The organism is Nonomuraea sp. NPDC049480 (assembly GCF_044465905.1).
Classification (GTDB): domain Bacteria; phylum Actinomycetota; class Actinomycetes; order Streptosporangiales; family Streptosporangiaceae; genus Nonomuraea.
On record NZ_JBITMD010000003.1, the window covers coordinates 220254 to 238550 of the forward strand.

General features: G+C 69.0%; 16 protein-coding genes. 12 read left to right on the forward strand and 4 right to left on the reverse strand.

Going from position 1 to position 18297, the window contains the following annotated elements:
* Nucleotides 1-83 precede the first annotated feature (83 nt).
* The 12 genes from ACIBX3_RS10825 to ACIBX3_RS10880 all read left to right on the forward strand — a co-directional run bounded on the left by ACIBX3_RS10825 (nt 84) and on the right by ACIBX3_RS10880 (nt 12080).
* Entirely contained in the window at nt 84-1322 is a 1239-nt protein-coding gene (locus tag ACIBX3_RS10825) for a PucR family transcriptional regulator (RefSeq protein ID WP_397115452.1), read from the forward strand.
* Between the two features lie 270 nt (nt 1323-1592).
* A complete protein-coding gene (locus ACIBX3_RS10830; RefSeq protein WP_397115454.1) occupies nt 1593-2015 on the forward strand; it encodes a hypothetical protein in 423 nt (140 codons plus the stop codon).
* A gap of 207 nt (nt 2016-2222) precedes the next feature.
* Nucleotides 2223-3047 carry an ABC transporter ATP-binding protein gene (locus tag ACIBX3_RS10835; protein WP_397115456.1) on the forward strand — a complete coding sequence of 275 codons (825 nt, stop codon included), beginning with the start codon at nt 2223-2225 and terminating at the stop codon, nt 3045-3047.
* Between the two features lie 16 nt (nt 3048-3063).
* Nucleotides 3064-3942, forward strand: coding sequence for an ABC transporter permease (locus ACIBX3_RS10840; protein WP_397115458.1), 879 nt, complete (start codon nt 3064-3066; stop codon nt 3940-3942).
* A gap of 122 nt (nt 3943-4064) precedes the next feature.
* Entirely contained in the window at nt 4065-5192 is a 1128-nt protein-coding gene (locus ACIBX3_RS10845; RefSeq protein WP_397115460.1) for an ABC transporter substrate-binding protein, read from the forward strand.
* Nucleotides 5192-6283: an LLM class flavin-dependent oxidoreductase gene (locus ACIBX3_RS10850; RefSeq protein WP_397115462.1), complete on the forward strand. Its 1092-nt coding sequence runs from the start codon at nt 5192-5194 to the stop codon at nt 6281-6283. Before ACIBX3_RS10845 ends, ACIBX3_RS10850 begins: the two co-directional genes overlap by 1 nt.
* Nucleotides 6283-6966, forward strand: coding sequence for a cysteine hydrolase family protein (locus ACIBX3_RS10855; RefSeq protein WP_397115464.1), 684 nt, complete (start codon nt 6283-6285; stop codon nt 6964-6966). Before ACIBX3_RS10850 ends, ACIBX3_RS10855 begins: the two co-directional genes overlap by 1 nt.
* Nucleotides 6963-8297 carry an NtaA/DmoA family FMN-dependent monooxygenase gene (locus tag ACIBX3_RS10860; protein WP_397115466.1) on the forward strand — a complete coding sequence of 445 codons (1335 nt, stop codon included), beginning with the start codon at nt 6963-6965 and terminating at the stop codon, nt 8295-8297. Before ACIBX3_RS10855 ends, ACIBX3_RS10860 begins: the two co-directional genes overlap by 4 nt.
* Complete coding sequence (locus ACIBX3_RS10865) at nt 8294-10192, forward strand: MDR family MFS transporter (protein WP_397115468.1); 1899 nt, start codon at nt 8294-8296, stop codon at nt 10190-10192. The genes ACIBX3_RS10860 and ACIBX3_RS10865 overlap by 4 nt, the downstream gene beginning before the upstream one ends.
* Nucleotides 10185-10694 carry an NADPH-dependent FMN reductase gene (locus tag ACIBX3_RS10870; RefSeq protein ID WP_397115470.1) on the forward strand — a complete coding sequence of 170 codons (510 nt, stop codon included), beginning with the start codon at nt 10185-10187 and terminating at the stop codon, nt 10692-10694. The genes ACIBX3_RS10865 and ACIBX3_RS10870 overlap by 8 nt, the downstream gene beginning before the upstream one ends.
* Entirely contained in the window at nt 10691-11191 is a 501-nt protein-coding gene (locus ACIBX3_RS10875) for a flavin reductase family protein (protein WP_397115472.1), read from the forward strand. The genes ACIBX3_RS10870 and ACIBX3_RS10875 overlap by 4 nt, the downstream gene beginning before the upstream one ends.
* A 319-nt stretch (nt 11192-11510) precedes the next feature.
* Nucleotides 11511-12080 carry a dihydrofolate reductase family protein gene (locus tag ACIBX3_RS10880; RefSeq protein ID WP_397115474.1) on the forward strand — a complete coding sequence of 190 codons (570 nt, stop codon included), beginning with the start codon at nt 11511-11513 and terminating at the stop codon, nt 12078-12080.
* A 101-nt stretch (nt 12081-12181) separates the two neighbouring features.
* Here the strand turns inward: ACIBX3_RS10880 and ACIBX3_RS10885 are convergent, their stop codons facing one another.
* The 4 genes from ACIBX3_RS10885 to ACIBX3_RS10900 form a co-directional block, all read right to left on the reverse strand.
* A complete protein-coding gene (locus ACIBX3_RS10885) occupies nt 12182-13645 on the reverse strand; it encodes an MDR family MFS transporter (RefSeq protein ID WP_397115476.1) in 1464 nt (487 codons plus the stop codon).
* Nucleotides 13646-13861: 216 nt separating this feature from the next.
* Complete coding sequence (locus ACIBX3_RS10890; protein ID WP_397115478.1) at nt 13862-14629, reverse strand: GntR family transcriptional regulator; 768 nt, start codon at nt 14627-14629, stop codon at nt 13862-13864.
* Between the two features lie 140 nt (nt 14630-14769).
* Entirely contained in the window at nt 14770-16410 is a 1641-nt protein-coding gene (locus ACIBX3_RS10895) for an amidase (RefSeq protein ID WP_397115480.1), read from the reverse strand.
* Between the two features lie 142 nt (nt 16411-16552).
* The gene (locus tag ACIBX3_RS10900; protein ID WP_397115482.1) at nt 16553-18262 is read right to left on the reverse strand and encodes an asparaginase domain-containing protein; all 1710 of its coding nucleotides are present in this window, start codon (nt 18260-18262) and stop codon (nt 16553-16555) included.
* Between the last annotated feature and the right edge of the window lie 35 nt (nt 18263-18297).

Below are 18297 nucleotides of genomic sequence, written 5' to 3' on the forward strand. Positions count from 1 at the left end.
CGGCGCCTCCGGGTGCGGACTGCGGCGCTTCCGGGCGCGGACCAGCGCAGACGACATGTCCCCGCCTCAGGTACTGTCCCGGCATGCACGCCAGCATCGACGTGATCGTGCGGAACGTCGCCAAACGCATCGAAACAGACCTTCCGACTCTCACCACCGAGATGACCACGATGTTCGTCGAGGTCATCCCCGAGTTCCGCCACGACGAGGCGGTGCGGCAGTTGATGATCGCCAGCACCTCGTCGAACCTGGCGGCGATCGTCGACATGCTGACGCTGCACATCTCGCTGAGCGACATCACCGTGCCCCCGGCCGCGGCCGAATACGCCCGCCGCTTCGCCCAGCACGATCTGTCGCTCGAAGCGCTGCTGCGGGCCTACCGCCTCGGCGAGCACATGTTCCTGCAGTGGGCGATGACCACGCTGGGCGACCTCGAGCTCCCGACCACCGACGCGCTGGCGACCACGAGCCGGATCGCACTGCTGGTCAACAGCTACATCGACCAGGTCATCGAAGGCCTGATCGACATCTACGAGGACGAACGCAGGCGCTGGGACGCGCGCTCCGACGCCGCCCGCGCCGCGCAACTCCGGGCCGTACTCGACACCGAGGCGCTCGACCTCGCCTCAGCCGAGGAGATGCTCGCGATGTCCCTGACCGGATGGCACCTTGCCGCGATCATCTGGCTACCGCCCGGCACGATCGATCCCGGCGCGGCCCAGCTCCGTGCGGGCGCGGCGATGCTGGGAGCCGCCACGGGCAGGATCCCGTTCGCGATATCCGCCGACGAGCAGACATCCTGGGTCTGGATCTCCTCCGCAGGCCGGCCCACCCTGAACGCCGGCCTGCTCGAGAACGACCTCCGCAAGCGTCCCGGGCTCCGCGTCGCGATCGGTGAGCCCTCACCCGGCCTCGACGGTTTCCGCCGCACCTTCCGGGACGCGCAGCGTGCCCGCAGCGTGGCGGCCGGCGGCGCCGGACCCGATCGCGCGCTCACCATGTACTCCCGCGTCGCGCTGGCCGGCCTTCTGGTCGATCACCTCGCCGACGTCAAGGCCTGGGCCCAGCGGGCCCTCGGCGATCTCATGCGCGATGACGAGTCCATGAACCGGCTGCGGGAGACGGTGCGCGTCTTCCTCGACGCCCAGGGGAGCTTCACCGACGCCGCCACGCGGATGCACGTTCACAAGAACACCGTCCACTACCGCGTACGCAAGGCCGAGGACATCCTCGGCCACCCCCTCACCGAGAACCGGCTCGACATCGAGGTCGCCCTCCTGGTGTGCGCCCAGCTCGGTCTGACTCGCTCGGACAGCGCATGACCAGACGGCACGAGGACGGGCCGCCGCGTCGCCTCTCGGGGAGGAATGGAACGGTCAGCGGCGTAGCGCGTACGGGAGACCGCACACTCGTTTGCGTCTGGCCGCAGCATTCGTCGATGTCGTAGGCGTTCCGGAGCAGCATCGCAGCCACTTGGCCAGGTCAGAGGCATGTTCGTGGGTCCCGGAACCGCCGGGATGATGGGAGCGGTCTTCGTCACACGGCTCTGCGAGGCCTGGTTACGCATTGCGAGGCCTGGTTACACTTCCGGGGTGACCCTGGCCGAAGAAGAGAATCCCCAGGTCTGGCACCGGATTCGTCCTGATTCGACGGAACGGCGGATGCTGGAGGGCCTCAGCATGAGGTTCGACGTCCGGCTTCGTCCGCGGACGCTCGTGCTGCCGGACGGGAGCCGGGTGGAGGTGGAGGGAGTCGACGCGCACAACCGCTTCCTGGTACAGCTCGTCGCCAACCAGGGGACGTACAAGTCGCATCATCGCAACAAGGTCATGGCGGACATGTTCAAGCTCGTGTGGCTCAGCCGCTCGATCCTGCCTGGCGGCCGAGCCATCCTGTGCGTGAGCGAAGCAGTGTCCCAGGCCTTCTCGGGCTGGGTGGCCACCGCAGCCCGGGACCTGGGCGTCGAAGTGCTTCTGTTCCAGGGCGACGGGGACATCGTGCCGCTGGTCGAGTGATGACGCCCGCGGAGCCGTAACACCCTGGCAACAGAACTGTCGAAGCCACGCAATGTAGTCTCCTTAGCGTCCTAGCTACTCGGATTTCCGCGGTGCAGATACGAACTCGCACCGCACGCTCTCCGGCGTTCGAAGTGGTGTCAGCGGTTGGGAGAGCGTCATGGTTCCTGGTATGCCTATTTGCCGTCCCGAGTGCCAGGTCGTCGCATGAGCGCGGCAGCGATCGAGGTGCGCGGCGCCCGCCGGGTCTACGGTTTCGGAGCTTCGGCGATGGTGGCGCTCGACGACGTCGGCCTGTCCATCGAGCCCGGCCGGTTCGTCAGCGTCATCGGCCCCAGCGGCTGCGGGAAATCCACGCTTCTCCGCCTGGTCGCCGGGCTGGAGCCGGCCGACCGCGGTGAGGTCAGCATCTACGGGGTCAGCCCGGAAGAAGCCTGCGCGGCGAAAATGGTGGGGCTCGTGCCCCAGACACCGGCCCTCCTGCCATGGCTGTCGGTGCTGAAGAACGTCACGCTGCCCCAGAAGGTCAACCGGACTGCCGGCCGGCGGCGATCGGCCATCGGTCAGACGACGCATCGCGGCACTCCGGCGTGCCCCGACATGACGGCGCTTCTCAGCAAGGCGGGCCTCGCCGAAGCCGCGCACAGGCTGCCGGGCCAGCTCTCGGGTGGCATGCAGCAACGGACTGCCATCGTCCGGGCTTTCGGCCTGCAGCCCGACGTTCTCCTGATGGATGAGCCCTTCTCGGCGCTCGACGAGTTCACCCGCGAGAGCCTGCAGGAACAGCTGCTCGATCTTTGGGACGAGTTGAAGACGACCGTCGTCTTCGTGACCCACTCGGTCAGCGAAGCGGTCCGGCTCTCCGACATGATCGTCGTCATGGCGCCGAAGCCCGGCCGCGTCACCGACGTCGTCCCCGTCGATCTGCCCAGGCCACGAGGGCGTGACCTGCTCAAGACGCCCGAGTTCCACCGATTCGAGGATTTGATTCGAGACAAGCTGCGTGCCGCCTGGCACACGCACGTCGCGTGACGGGAGGAATACCGACGTGACTTCCCTCGACGATGTCGTCGCGACCTTGCCGGAAGCCGAGCGCCCCGTCGCGGAGCCCGCCGCCGGACCGTCCCGCTACAGCCTGCGCCATCCGAGATCGCGGATCGGTTTTGTGCGTCCGAAGATCTGGCTCCCGCTCGCCGTCATGTTGTGCGTGCTCGGCGCCTTGTGGGAGTGGGGCGCCCGCTCGATGCCCTACCTCCTGCCGAAACTTTCCTCGGTCGTAGAGGCGCTGGCCGAGGAGCCGGACTACTACCTCGGCAACGCCTGGGTCACACTCCAGGAGGCGCTCCTGGGGCTCGCCCTGGGGTTCGCCGCGGCGTTCGTCCTGGCGGTCGCGGTCAGCGAGCTTCCGTGGGCGCGACGGGCGATCATGCCGGTCGCGGTCGTCCTCAACGTGACCCCTCTGGTCGCCATCGCGCCGGTTCTCGTGGTGGCCTTCGGTTTCGGGCCCGAGCCCAAACTGATCGTCACCGGCCTGATCTGCTTCTTCCCGATCCTCATCAACACCTCGGTCGGGCTGCGCGCCGTGCCGCTCTCGGTCGTGCAGGTCTATCGCACGCTCAACGCGTCGCGGCTGGAAATGTTGTGGCGCGTCCGGGTGCCGAGCTCGCTGCCGTACCTGTTCGCCGCGCTGCGCATCGTCTTCCCCCTGTCCATCGTGGGTGCCGTGGTCGCCGAGCTTTCGGCCCCCGGCGCGGCGGAAGGGCTCGGCACCGCGATCAGTGTGGCCTCGACCATGAATCGCCTTCCCGTCGTGTACGCGTCGATCGCGATCCTGGCCCTCATGGGGTCGGTGCTGCTCCTCGTCGTCACGATCGCCGAACGCAGGGCCCTGCACTGGCACGAGAGCACCCAGGGCGCGGCCGACTGACGTCCCCGGCCGCGACCGAGCGGCCTCGCCGGCGTCTGCTCGGCATCTTCCCGGCGCCACGTGCCCGGGCGGCAAACCTCACCCATATCTGTCGTGCGCTTGGCGCATGCGAGGAGTAAATCATGGAGAAACGCTTGCTGCGTGCCCTTGTGGCCGCCGCCGCTGCCGTTGTCGCCGCTTCCGGGCTCGCCGGGTGCGCCGGCGACACAAGCAGCGCCGAGGGCGCGCCGGACGGAACCACAACCAGCGCCCATGCCACGCCGGGCGGAACCGCCATTTCCGCCGCACGCTGCGCACAGAACAAGGCGGCCGGCAAGATCACCTACTTGACGGGCTACTACTATCAGGCTTCGGCGTCCATCCTGGAGTATCTCGCCGCGGAGAAGCTGGGCTATTTCGACGCCCTGTGCCTCGACGTCGACATCAAGCCCGGGACCGGCAACACCGGTCAGAACACCAAGCTCCTGGCCAGCGGGCAGGTCACCATCAGCCCGGTCAGCGAGCAGGACGTGATCCAGGCCCGCGACAACGGGGTCGGCATCCTCGGCATCTCCGCCTATTCGAATGCCGGCCTCGAGGTGCTGATGACGATGCCGGCCATCACCGATCTCAAGCAGCTCAACGGCACCACCCTGGGGCAGAAGGGCAGCCTGCCGGTGGGGATCAGCGCCATGCTGACCAAGGCGGGCGCGGACGTCCCTTCCATCAAACAGGTCGTCGTCGGCTACGACCCGTCCATCCTGCCTCGTGGCCAGGTCCAGTCCCTGACGGGATTCATCTCCAACGAGCCGAACCTGCTCGCGGCCGCCGGCCGGCAGGTGAAGGTCTGGCGGCCCTACGACTACCACGTTCCCGGCTCGCTCGGCGGAATGGCGGCCAACCCGGACTTCGCCGCCAAGCACCGGACCGCCGTCGAGGATTTCCTGCGGGCCGGCCTGCACGCCTACGACTACTGCTCCACCAAGGGTGAGGAATGCGTCGGGTACGCCGCCGACCTGTCCGACGGAGGATACGACAAGGCGCAGAACCTGAAGATCTGGCAGACCGAGGTCGCGCTGGTGCAGCAGACCAAAACGGCGGACACCCCGCTCGGGCTCGTCGACATGGACAACGTCACCGCACTGGCCGAGTTGCTGGCCGAACATTCAATGGTGAAGAAGACGAGCGCCGCGGACGCGAAGTCCTTCTTCGACTCCTCGTACCTCACGGCCCTCTACCAGTCGGGTCAGCTGGCCTGGCCGGCTGCCTGATGTCAACGCGCATACCGGAAGGCGGCATCGTGTCCCCGAAAGAATATGGAATCTTCCTCCCCATAGGCAGCGGAGGGTGGATGCTCTCCACCACCGCGCCGCATCCCGAAGCCACGTATGCCTACAACAAGCGTGCGGCGCTGCATGCCGAAGCCATCGGTCTGGATTTCATCATGTCCATGGCGAAATGGCGCGGCTTCGGCGGCACCACCGACCACTGGGGCGAAACCCTGGAGTCGATGACGATGATGTCGGCCCTGGCCGAGGCGACTGAGCGCGTGAAGATTTGGGCGACCATGCACGCGAACATCCATCACCCCGCGATCGCGGCCAAGATGTTCACCACCCTGCAGCAAATTTCCCAGGGCCGCGCCGGGATGAACATCGTCAACGGGGCGTATGCGGGGGAGTTTCAGCAATTCGGCCTCTGGGACACCGACCTCAGCCACGCCGATCGTTACCGGATGACCACTGAGTGGACGCAGGCGGTGACGCGGCTGTGGTCGGAGCACGCGGTCACCATGAAGAGCGACTTCTTCACTCTGGACAACTGTGAATCGCGGCCCCATCCCGAAACCCGGCCGACCCTCATCAGCGCCGGTCGTTCGGCGGACGCGAGGGAGTTTCAGGCCGCCTACGCGGACGGAGCCTTCCTCGGGGCCGACAACCTCGAGGAAATGCGGGCCCTTTCCCGGGACGTCCATGAAAAGGCCGCGAAGCTGGGCCGCACGGTCAAGACGTACTCGATGCTCACCGTGGTCCAGGACGAGACCGACGCCGCCGCCGAGGAGAAAGTCCGCCGGTGGGGCGAGGGCGTGGACCGCGAAGCGCTGGCCGCCATGCGCTCGTCCTGGGGCATAGCGGAGCAGCAGGCGCGTGCCTGGGCGAAGGGCGCCACCGGCGAGGCGGCGTTCCAGACCCCGTATGTGAGCGGGTCAACCGACACCATCATCGAGCACATCGCGACGGTCGTGCGTGAGGGCGAGCTCGACGGGCTGATGCTGATCTTCCCGGAGTACGACGAAGACATGCTGCTCTTCGGTGAGACCGTGCTTCCCGCCCTGCGGGCGCTGGACGAGGCATCCGCCTGATGGAAAGCCTCCGCACACAGCAACTGTCCTTTCTGTCCTCGCCCGGTCGCCGGCCGGCGCTGCTCGTCGTCGACGTGCAACGTTCCTTCGGCGATCCCGCGTTCCTGACGTCCTACGGCCTGGACGAGCAGGCTTCCGCACTCGTCGAGGGCGCCATCACGGAAACGTCGCGACTCGTCGAAGCCGCGCGCGCGGCTGGGGTGCCTGTTCTGTGGATCGAACTGGCGAGCGACCCGGAGAACCCGTGGCGGTCCAGCGCATGGTTCCGCGGCGGTGATCTCGATGCGCCACCCGATCCCGGCGAACCCTGCGTCATCGGCACCCGCGGCGCCGAGTGGTTCCGGGTCGCGCCGGCCGAAGGGGAGCCGCGCGTGGCCAAGCGCCACTACAGCGGCTTCATCGGCACCGATCTCGAGGCCCGTCTGCGGGCCGAGGGGATCGACTGGGTCGCGGTCGCCGGCCTGACGACCGAATGCTGTGTCACCGCCACCGCCACGGATGCCTTCCAGCTCGGCTGGCCGGTCGTCGTTCCCGTCGACGCGGTGGCGGCCTATGACACGCGCCTCCAGAAGAACTCCCTCGAGCAGCTCGCGCTCAACGTGGCCGTGCTGTCCACAGCGGCCGAGATCGCCGCTCTGTGGAAGGAACGAGAGGCGGCGAACGACCTGGAGGTCCTCCGATGAGCGGAATGCACATCGCCTTCGACCTGTCCTTCACCCACACCGAGGGCCGCTGGGCGCGCGCGGGTTCATGGGTGGGGGGTGACTTCCCCGACGTGCGCATGTTCATGGAACTGGCGCAAACCGCGGAGCGCGCCGGCGTCGACATGCTCTTCTTCGGGGACGGCAGTGGTATCCCGGACACCTGGCGCGGCTCGATCGAACCGGCCGTGGAATGGGGAATCCAGTGGCCGAGACACGACATGGCCCCGGTCATCGCGGCCATGTCCACGGTCACCTCGTCGATCGGCTTCGGCCTGACCTACTCGTCGACGTTCATGCACCCCTTCTACGTGGCGCGCCTGCTGAACTCGCTCGACCACGTGACGGGCGGCCGCATCGCGTTCAATGTGGTCACCTCCACCCGGAGCGCCGACGCCGCCAACTACGGCTACGACGAGCTTCTCGAGCATGACCTGCGCTACGCGCGCATGGAGGAGTTCGTCGACGTCTGTCAGGCCTTGTGGGATTCGGTCGCGCCGGATGCGATCGTCCGCGACCGGGACTCCGGCCGGTTCGCCGATCCAGCCAAAGTCTCGCCGATCCATCACCGCGGCCGGTTCTTCACCGTCAAGGGACCGCTGCCGGCCGTACCGAGCCCGCAGATCCGCCCGGTGCTGGTGCAGGCGGGAAACTCGCCCCGCGGTATCGCGGCGTCGGCCCGCTTCGCCGACGTGGTCTTCGGTTTCGGCGCGAACCTCAGTGGCCAGCAGCGGCACCGGCGGATGCTCGACGAGGCGCTGGTCGCCGAAGGGCGCAAGCCGGAGAGCGTCGGCATTCTCTGGGCGACACAGGTGATCGTCGCGCGAACGGAGGAGGAGGCCCGTACGCGGCGTGCGGAAGTGCTGGAATTCTGGGACGAGGAGGCGGTCGGCGCGTACCTTTCCCACAACATGGGCTATGACCTGTCCAAGCTCCCGGCGAAATTCCTGCTCGGCGACCTCCGCGACAAGCTCCACGCCGCGCAGGCCACCCAGGCCGGGCTCGTGTCCCGGCTGGCCGGGGAGTACGGCGACGGCTACCGCATGGGCCGGGCAGAGTTCTTCGAGCACGGCTGGAAGAGCGCCACGGGTATCGACCACACGCTCACCGGAAGCCCGGGCGCCGTCGCCGACGCGCTGGAGGAGAACTTCGCCGCGACCGACTCCCGCGGCGGCTACATGTTCTCCAGCCCGCTGGGCATGCCTTCGGGACTCAACGACATCGCCGAACTGCTCGTCCCGGAGCTCCGCCGCCGTGGCGCACTCGCCCCCCGGTACGCCGGCCGCACGCTCGGCGAGAACCTCGCCCCATGAAGCGGTCCGCCCGCTCGGGACCCACCGAGCACACCATCCGTCAGGCGGTGCCGGGCCAGGCTCCGGTTCGCCGCGACTGGCTGGCCCTCGCCGCCCTCTGCATCGGGTTCTTCCTGCTGCTCGTGGACAGCACGATCATCTCGGTGGCGCTGCCGGCGCTCATGAAGGAGCTCGGGGCCGGCGAGCAGACCGGGATCTGGGTCAACAGCGCCTACCTCTTCGCTTATGCCATCCCGCTCCTGGTCGCAGGCCGGCTCGGTGACCGGTTCGGCGCGCGGGGGGTCTACCTTCTCGGGCTGGGGCTCTTCACGGCCGCCTCGCTGTTGTGCGCGCTTTCCCCGACCACCGGCATCCTCATCCTGTGGCGCGTCGCACAGGGGCTGGGAGCGGCGCTCATGACACCGCAGAGCATGACGATCATACGAAGGATCTTCACCTTTCCGGCACTCGCGACGGCGCTGGGAATCTGGGCGTCGGTCGGGGGAACCGCCGCGGTCAGCGGGCCGCTCCTGGGCGGCGTCCTGGTGGGGACGTGGGGCTGGCAGTCGATATTCCTGGTCAACGTGCCCATCGGGATCGCGGCCTGGATCGCGGCCTGGCGCTGGATTCCGCGTTCCGCGCGCCTGTCCGTCTCGATACCGCTCGCGTCCGTGCTGATCAGCGGCGCCGGGGCCTTCGCCATAGTCGCGGGAATCCACGAGGGCGCGGCCTCGCCGGGCGGCGTCGTGCTGGGGCTCATGCCGGCTTGGCTCCTCCTGTGCGTCGGCGCGGTGCTCGTCGGTGGCGTGGTGTACGCCCAGCGCAGCAGGCCGGACATCGCGTTGCTGCCGGTCGTGCTCTTCCGCGGCCGCGGATTCGTGATGGCCGCGCTCGGCAGCGCCGCGGCGTCCTTCACCGTCGGCGCGGCCATGATCCCTGTCATGATCTACCTCCAGGACGGCCGGGGGCTGGATCCCATCGAGGCGGCCCTCACGCTCGTCCCGATGGGTGTCGTCTCGGCGGTCGCCGCACCGTTCGCGGGCCGCTCGGTGAACGCGCGGGGGAGCCGTTTCACCGCGATCGTCGGCTCGGTATCCCTGACCGTTTCCATGGCGGCCTCCGCCGTGCTCGTACTGACGAGGGCGAACGAATGGAGTCTCTCCGCTGCTTTCGTGCTCTACGGTTTCGCCAACTCCTTCATCTGGGCACCGCTCTCGGTTGCCGCGCTGACGGCGATACCGGACAGGCTCATGGGTGCTGCTGCAGGTGCCTACAACGCGGTGAAACAGGCGGGCGGGGTCCTCGGAAGTGCCGCGACCGCCGCGTTCCTCGCCATCGCCTCCGAAGGTACGGCCCTTGCGGTGCTCGCCGTGTCCGCGGCCCTGTGCGTCATGGCGGCCGCGATGCTCGGACCTGCGGTGGGTTCACCGCAGCCCGGCCATCCGGGAAGAAAGGGCCCTGACGTGCTGGAATCGAATCCCGGCAGCTTTCTCGGCTATGCCACCGGCCCCGTCGTTCAAGGCGAAGGGAGGGGGAAGAAGCTGGGCTTCCCCACGGCGAACATCGACGTCGACCCGGCCACCATGCTTCCAGGAGACGGGGTCTACGCGGGACGGTTGACGATCCTCCAGCGCGCCGACCCGGATGAGGCCAGGCCTTCGGCCGCGTCGCTCGCGGCGCTCGTTTCGATCGGGCCGAACGCCACGTTCAACGCCTCGACGCGGACGATCGAGGCGTACATCCTCGACTTCGATGAGGACATCTACGGGTGCAGGGCCGAAGTCTCGGTCGAATGGTTCATCCGTCCCCAGATCAAATTCGAGACCGTCGACGACCTTATCGCCCAGATGAACCAGGACGAGGTGCGTGGGCGGGAGTACTTCCAGTTCAAGAGAGACGAGGTGACCGATGAGTGAAGACCGGATCGTGGCCCTGATCGGCAATCCGAAACCGGCTTCCCGTACGAGGGACGCGGCGGAGAGGCTGGCACGAGGGCTGGGCGAGGAGATAAGTGTCATCGAACTCTCGGAGTTCGGTGCGGCCCTGCTGGACTGGACGAACGCGGAGGTGCAGGCGGCGGTCGACACGGTGGCCAAGGCCGACGTGCTCATCGTGGCCTCTCCCACGTTCAAGGCGACGTACACGGGCCTGCTCAAGCTCTTCCTCGAGCGCTTCCCCGGCCAGAACGGGCTGGCCGGCGTCGTCGCGGTTCCTGTGATGCTCGGTGCGGCGCCCATGCATGCGATGGCACCGGAGACGCACCTCAAACCGCTCCTCGTCGAGCTCGGTGCGATCTGCCCGGCTCCATCCCTGTACCTGATCGACAGCACCTACGGGACCGACGGGTCCCTGGAATCCTGGCTGGACTCGTGGCGAGCGGTCGTCCTTCGCGGCGTCGGACGGAGGGAACGTACATGATCAGGCCCTACGTCGACGATGTCCACGCCCTCCGCAGGGTGTTCTCGGGATTTCCGTCCGGCGTCGCGGCGCTTGCAGCAGTCGTCGACGGCGACCCGGCCGTTCTCGTGGTCTCCTCGTTCAGCGTGGGGGTGTCCCAGGATCCCCCGCTCGTGCTCTGCTCGGTCCAGCGGTCGTCGACGACCTGGCCTCTGCTCGCGAAGGCCCCGGCCATCGGCGTGTCCGTGCTCGGCGAGGGCCATACGGAGAAGGCCCGCCAACTCGCGTCCCGGGAGAGGGACACCCGACTTGATGGAATCGACACCCTGGTGTCCGGTTCCGGGTCGATATTCCTGCACGGCGCGGCGATCTGGCTGGAATGCTCGATCGAAGCCGCGCACGACGCCGGCGATCACGAGATCATCGTCCTGCGCGTGCTGGGATTCCGGGACGATTTCCCGCACCGGCCCCTGGTCTGGCATCGCTCGGCGTTCATGACGCTGACGTCCAGCGCCTGAACGGTCAGGCCTCAGCGGTCATGAGCGACGACAAGCCCGGGTTCGGTACCGTCGTGCTGATCTACGAGGGGTGGCTGCGGTAGTGGTCGGTGGCGGCGGCGATGTTGGTCCAGCCGATCGGGCGGGCCAGGCCGATGGCCAGGTTGCGGAGGCCGGCCATGATCCCGGGTGCGGCGCCGGTCCGCGTGAACCTAGCCGCGTCCGGAAGTAGCCTGCCGGCGATCGTGAAACGTTCGGACCACCCCTGCAATAGTCCGCGCCGATGAGTTACGGGAGGCTAAGTGGTCTACCTCGTGAAACAACGTTTCAGGAGGTCTGCATGGGCACCGTGGTGCTGTACAAGAGCATGTCGCTGGATGGCTTCGTCGCCGGGCGACACGTCGGCAACGAGCATCCGATGGGTGAGGGCGGCATGCGGCTGCACGAGTGGATGTTCACCGACCGTCCCGACCCGCGCGACAGGGAGGTCGTCGCTGCGATATCCGCCTCGGTGGGCGCGGTCGTGGTCGGCAGGCGCACCTTCGATGTCGGTCTGCCCCACTGGCAGGACACCCCGTATCCGGTACCGACGTTCGTGCTCACCCACCAGGTCCGCGACGAGCTCGTCATGAAGAGCGCGGCGTTCACCTTCGTCACCGACGGTGTCGCGGACATCCTCAAGTCCGCCCAGGCCGCGGCCGGCGACAAGGACGTGATCGTGATGGGTGCCCAGACGGGACGGCAGTTCTTGGGCGCTGGACTGCTGGACGAACTGCACATCAACTTGGTGCCGGTCCTGCTGGGTGGCGGAACCCGGCTGTTGGAGGATCTCGGCCCCATTGAGCTGGAGCGCGTGCAGGTGATCGCCTCCGACGCGGTCACACACCTGCGGTTCCGGGTCGTGCAGTAAAGCGGCCAGAGGGCCCGAGTGCGCGCCGCCTGGCGCGACTGTCGCCATCGAATATCCAACAGCGCATGCCGGCGAGCCACGAGGGGCCGGCAGGGCGGGGGCTACGGGACTTCGCGAGGGCGTGGGATCCTGCGCGGGATGAGGAGGGCCACAGCCAGGCCGATGGCGGAGGCGATCACCAGGCCGACGAAGACGTCGTGGACGGCGGCGTACAGCGCCTTTTCCACGAAGGCGCCCGCAGCGGAGCCGCGTAGCTCGGGGCGGCTCAGCAGGGTGTCGCCCGCCGCGCTCAGCGTGGAGGGAAGGTTCAGGCCGGGCGGCATCCGGGACAGGCGGTCCATCAGCGTGGCGTTGGCCACGGCCCCGAAGACGGCGATCCCCACGGCGCTTCCCAGCGACCGGCAGAACATGTTGCTCGCGGTCACCACACCGCGATCCGCCCACCCGACAGCGGATTGCACGGAGACCAAGGCGCAGGTGGCCACCAGCCCCAGCCCGACCCCGGCGGTCAGGGACGCCGCGCCCATCGCCCACACGCCGGTGTCCTGGCCGAGGAGCGCGGCCATCAGCGCTCCGCCGAAGACCAGCACGCTGCCGATGAGCGTGGTTCCCCGGAAGCCGATGCGCAGGTAGAGGTGGCCCGACAGCGATGACGACAGCGGCCAGCCGATGCTCATTCCGCCCAGCGCGACGCCCGCCATGATCGCCCCGTGTCCGAGGACGCCCTGCACGTACACCGGCACGTACGACGTCAGGCCCATCAGCATCACGCCGACGATCAGCCCGCTGAGGTTGCCGCCCGCGAGGCTGCGCCGGGTGAACACCCACAGGGGCAGGATCGGTGCCGGCGACCGCCGCTCGAACAGCACGAACGCCACCAGCAGCGCGGCGCCCGACGCCAGCACGGCGATGCTCGGGGTGGATCGCCAGCTCCACGCCACGCCACCCTGCAGCAGTCCGAGGATGACCAGCGAGCAGCCGGTGGTGAGCAGCGCGGCGCCGGTGTAGTCGATGCGCCGGCGCTGCGGCGTGATCCGCTCATGGAGGTGGCGGGCGAGCATCCAGAGCGCGAGCGCACCCACCGGTACATTGATCAGGAAGATCAACCGCCAGGACAGGTACTGCGACAGCGAGCCGCCCACCGCGGGGCCGATCACCGCGGCGACGCCCCACACGCTGGACAGGTATCCCTGCACGGCGGCGCGCTCCTTCAGGTCGTACAGGTCGCCGAGGACCGTCATGCTGATCGGCAGCACCGCTCCCGCGCCGATGCCCTGAACGGCGCGGGACACGATGAGCACCGGCATGTTCCACGCCAATCCGCACAGCACCGAGCCCAGCAGGAACACGCCGATGCCGAAGTAGAGCACCGATCTGCGGCCGAACAGGTCGGCGAGCTTGCCGTAGATCGGCACGGTGACGGCCGACGTCAGCAGGTACGCCGAGAACAGCCACGGGAACTGCCAGAAGCCGCCGAGGTCGCCGACCATCGACGGAACGGCGCCGGCGATCCCCGTGGCGTCCAGGGCGACCAGCGAGATGCAGAGCATCAGCGCGCCGAGCACGGGTCCGCGGTCAGAGCGAAGTCCGGTGCCGCGGGCCGAGGCCGGTCGGGGAGGGGCCGGAGGCCCCGTGCCGGGAGGTACCGGCGGTGCGGCGGCGGCCGGCACGTCCGGCGGTTCGTGGGGCGAGAACTCACCTGGTGTCACGGCCAAAGCAGACAGCGCAGGCGTCACGGGGAAAGGTCGGCGGCGTTCCTGCCGTATTGCGCCGCTCGGCGGTCAGTCCTCCCGCGCGGCGTGCCTCCGCCGGTCGGGCGCGGAGAAGACGGCGCGGTCGCCGCGACACCTGATCTGGCAGACCGCCCAGGGACGTCCGGTGTCGTCGCGGAGCACGTCCTCGATGGACAGCAGCGCCGACCCCGGCTTGATGCCGAGCAATTGCGCCGTCTGCTCGTCGGAGGTCAGGGCCGCGATGACGGTGTCGCTCCGCTCGATCCGCACGCCGAGCCGCTCCTCCAGGAAGGAGATCACCGAAAGCTCGCTCTCCCGCATCTCTCCGGCCTGCTCGCCGGTCAGGACGGCGTAGCTGACGAAGATCGCCAGAGGTACGCCGCCGTCGAGCACCAGGCCCTCCACGACGGTGACGGACGAGCCCTCAGGAAGCCGCAGCCGCTCGCGGATCGCCGCGAACGCGGGAATGACCCTGACCTCCAGGGTCTTGCCGACCAGCGGGCGGCCCATGCTCCACTGCGACAGCGGGAACAGCTCTCCGATGGCCAGCACCGTGGAGGAGGCCACGGTCGTCCCGGTCTTCGGCCCCCTGGTGACCAGTCCCTCGGCGGCCATCAGCCGCAACACCAGGCGTATGGTGTTGCGGCTGGCGGAGAAGGCGGCGGCCAGTTCGCCTTCCGACAGGGTGGCGTCCTGGCCCATAGCCGGAAGCGCCGACCGCAGCAGGTCGTAGGTCCGGCGGACGGAGTTGTTGGATCGGATCGGTAGCGAGCGGCTTTTCCGGAAGCGGATCTCGTCGGCGATGGGTCGTCTCATGGCGTCTCCCTGCACTACCCTGCAAGCAGCAACGTGACGACCGCGGGTTTCGAGGCGAGGATCGGCCGATTAACGTCCCGTTAAGAACGGGCTGAACAGCCCTTTTGTGTATGTCTGGACAGCTGTGCCGCTCGCTGCGTTCAGATCAGTGCGCTGAAGCCGAGCGCGGGATCTTCGTACCTGACGGCCGGTATGTCGTACAAGGCCCTGATCGCCGGGCGCATCTGATCGAAACCCTCGGCGATGGCACGCATCTCCGCCTCGTCCGGGTTCGCCCGGGCCTCGGCCAGCAGGTGCCGCACCGCGGCGAGCCGGGCGTCCGCGAGCGGCACGTCCTGCCCGCGGACGGGCGGCGCGGCGTGCCGGGAGAGGTTCGCACCGGACAGCGCGGCCTCGGAGGGCCGGCGCAGGTGCCAGTCGGTGTGCGTCTGGTAGGCGTCCCCGGCGCGGAGCACGGACGCCTCGTCGAACGGCCGGCCGCTGATCTGCATCCCGAACGGCATCCCCTCGGCGGAGAAGCCGATCGGCACCGACATCGACGGGTTCCCCACCGAGTTCCAGTACTGGGTGTGCAGGCCGCGCAGGGTGGCGAACGGCCGCACCGGGTCGGTGTCGGCGATGACGAACGCGGGCATCGTGCTGGCCGGGTTGATCACCAGGTCGCAGTGGGCGAACAGCTCGGCCATCGCCTTCTGGCCGACCCGGCGGACCCGCTGCGCCTGCACGTAGTCGGTCGCGCCCAGGGTGAGGCCGCCGCCGAAGTAGGCACGGGCGCCCACCCCGTAGTCCGGCCAGCGGCCGGGCAGGTCGGGCAGGTGGTAGGCGGCCGATTCCGCGGCCATCGTGACGGACTGCGCGGTCACCAGCTCGGCGTACAGCGGCAGCACCACGTCGACCACCGTGGCGCCGCACTCCGACAGCACGGCGAGCGCGCCGGAGAGCAGGTCCGGCCACGACGGGTCGACGTCGCCGCCTGCCCAGCTCGCGGTGTCCACGCCGATCCGCAGCCCGCTCAGGTCGCCGGTGAGGCCGCTGAGGTAGTCGTCCACCGGCAGTGCCGAGCTGTAGGGGTCGCTCGGGTCGGCGCCCGCCATCACGGCGAGCATCAGGGCGCAGTCGCGGGCGCTGCGGGCCATCGGGCCGATACCGTCGAGCGTGTACGCCAACGGCGCGCACCCCGACTTGGGCACCCGTCCGAAGGTCGCCTTCAGCCCGGTGATCCCGCAGAACGCGGCGGGCATCCGGACGCTGCCGCCGGTGTCGGTGCCGAGGCCGCCGAGGAACATTCCCGTGGGAACGCCGGCGCCCGTGCCCGCGCTGGAGCCGCCGGGGGTGCGCGCCGGGTCCCACGGGTTGCGCGGGATGGGGAATGGTTTGTCCGGGTCGGGAAAGCCGATCGCGAACTCGAAGGTGGTCGTCTTTCCCACGATGACGGACCCCGCGGCGCGCAGCCGGGCGACGACGGGCGCGTCCCCGATCTGCTTGGACCAGGCCGGGTCCAGCACCAGGCTCTGCGCCGTCGCCGGCGCTTCCACGGTCGCCAGGATGTCCTTGACGCCGAGGGGGATGCCGTGCAGCGGGCCACGGTCGACCCCTGCGGCGAGTTCCGCGTCGGCCCTGGCCGCGGCCTCCAGTGCCGTCTCGTCGAAACGGCGCAGGAACACTCCCAGGAGTTCGTCGTGGGCGTCGGCGGCGGCCAGCGCCGCCTGGGTCAGAGCGACCGAGGTCACATCGCCCCTGCGGAGGGCGGCCGCCGCCTCGGAGATCGTTGAACAGTTCACGCGCGTCCTCGTCGTGTTCCGGTGAGCCGCCTCCTGCCGCGCACTGCTGCACAGCGCGCGGCAGGGCCGTTCACCTGGGCGTATTCAGGAGAGGTGGATTCGCCAGAGAGTGGTGGGGGACCGTGGACGGACGTGCTGCCCGCTAGTGAGTGTCGAAGATCTCCTGGTACTGGCGGGTGAGCTCCAGAACCGCCGCGATCTCGTCGGCCGTCGGGTTGTACGGGTCGGCGGCCGGCGGGAGGGCGCCGAGCTTCAGGAGCGCGGCCATCAGCAGGATCCGGGCCTTGGTGGAGGTCAGGTTGTTGCCGGCGATGAACAGCGGGTCCTGCTTGTAGGCCATGCCGCCGGTGTTCCCGCGCCCGACCCGCACGACCGGCATGCCGGAGAAGATCGCGACCTGCAGGGCGGCGTTCGTGGTGGGGTTGGCCGAGCCGTAGGGCGACATGCCCTCGCCCACGAACCCGGACAGCGGGGCTGCGATGAGGTTCGACGCGATGCGCGCGATGATCTCCACCTCGCCGGCGGGATCGGGGTCCTCCTTGGGGCCGGTCTCCAGGGGCGAGTACCTGCTGTACTTGGTGATCGTGACCAGCGGCATCGCCGACGCCAGCAGGTCGCCCCTGGCGTCCTTGACCGGCACCTCGACGGTGGCGACGCCGTCCCGCAGCGACCCGGTCACGCCGGTGACGGTGCCGGGGAGCGCCGTCAGCCGCACCTCGGAGCGGTAGGTGTGCTTGCGGTTGGGGACGTAGGTCACCTGCGGCGGCCCGTAGCCGCCCATGTCGGCCACGACGCCGCCGTGCCCGCCGGCCACCTCGTACCCGCCCGGACGCGCGTCGACCTTGGTGACCTCGCGCGCCGAGTAGACCATCTCGTCGACGACCATCACCGACCCGATCCGGTCCCGTCCGGTGTCGTCGATCGCCGCTCCGGAGGTGATGAACTTGACGCCGTCCACGATGTTGCGGTCGCCGTCGGCGCTGAGCGTCTGGTGCGGGCGCTGCGCCGCGTGGCCGACCAGCGGCACCGTGGTGTCGATGACGAGCCCGAGCCAGTACATGCTCTCCTCGGTCGTCGGGCTGCCCTCCAGCCACTGGGCACCGATGTAGTCGCCGCCGGACAGGGCGTTCTGCACCATGTTGGTCGCCCTGACCAGCGCCGTCAGCGTCGGCTCCCGGCTGAGGTGGTGGGGGTAGTAGATGTAGTAGTCCTCGCCGAGGGACTCCGGCGAGATGTCGCCCTCACCGGTGTCAGTGCGCGAGCCCGCCGGCAGGCCCTTGGTGTAGCCGCCGGGCGGCGCGGCGCGGTAGAAGTCGAAGTCCACCGCGTTCGACAACACCACAGGGTTGCCGTCGCCGCCGACGCCGAGCCGGTCGATCTCCTCGTAGATGCGGCTGGCGTCGGGGTAGAAGGTCTGCCGCGAGGATCCGACGGCCGCGAACGGATGCGTCGTCGCGTCCTCCCATGGCGAGCCGTCCGCCTGGCGTGCCATGTACGGCAGCGGGTACAGGCCGTCCTCGGGGCTGATCGTCAGGACGTAGACGGGCGTCCCGCCGTCGGCGGGCTCGCTCTCGCTGAAGGCGCCCTGCGCGTCCAGCCAGCCGTCCGGCGCCGAGTACAGCTCGATGGCGTCCTTCTCCAGCGGGTGCGCGGTGTACGCCTCCACGTACACGGTCACCGGAGCGGCGATCCGCTGCGGGCGGAGCAGGTCGAAACGCGGGGAAGCGCCGTCCGGTGTGGTCAGTGCGGGCAGGCCGTACTGGGCACGGGCTTTGTCGGAGGTGACGAGCGGCGGGCTGTTGCCGATCGTCGCGGTGGGTCCGGAGAACACCGCGATGCGGGGTCGGGCCATGGCAGTCCTTCCAAGGTGGTGGAAGTGGGGTGGAG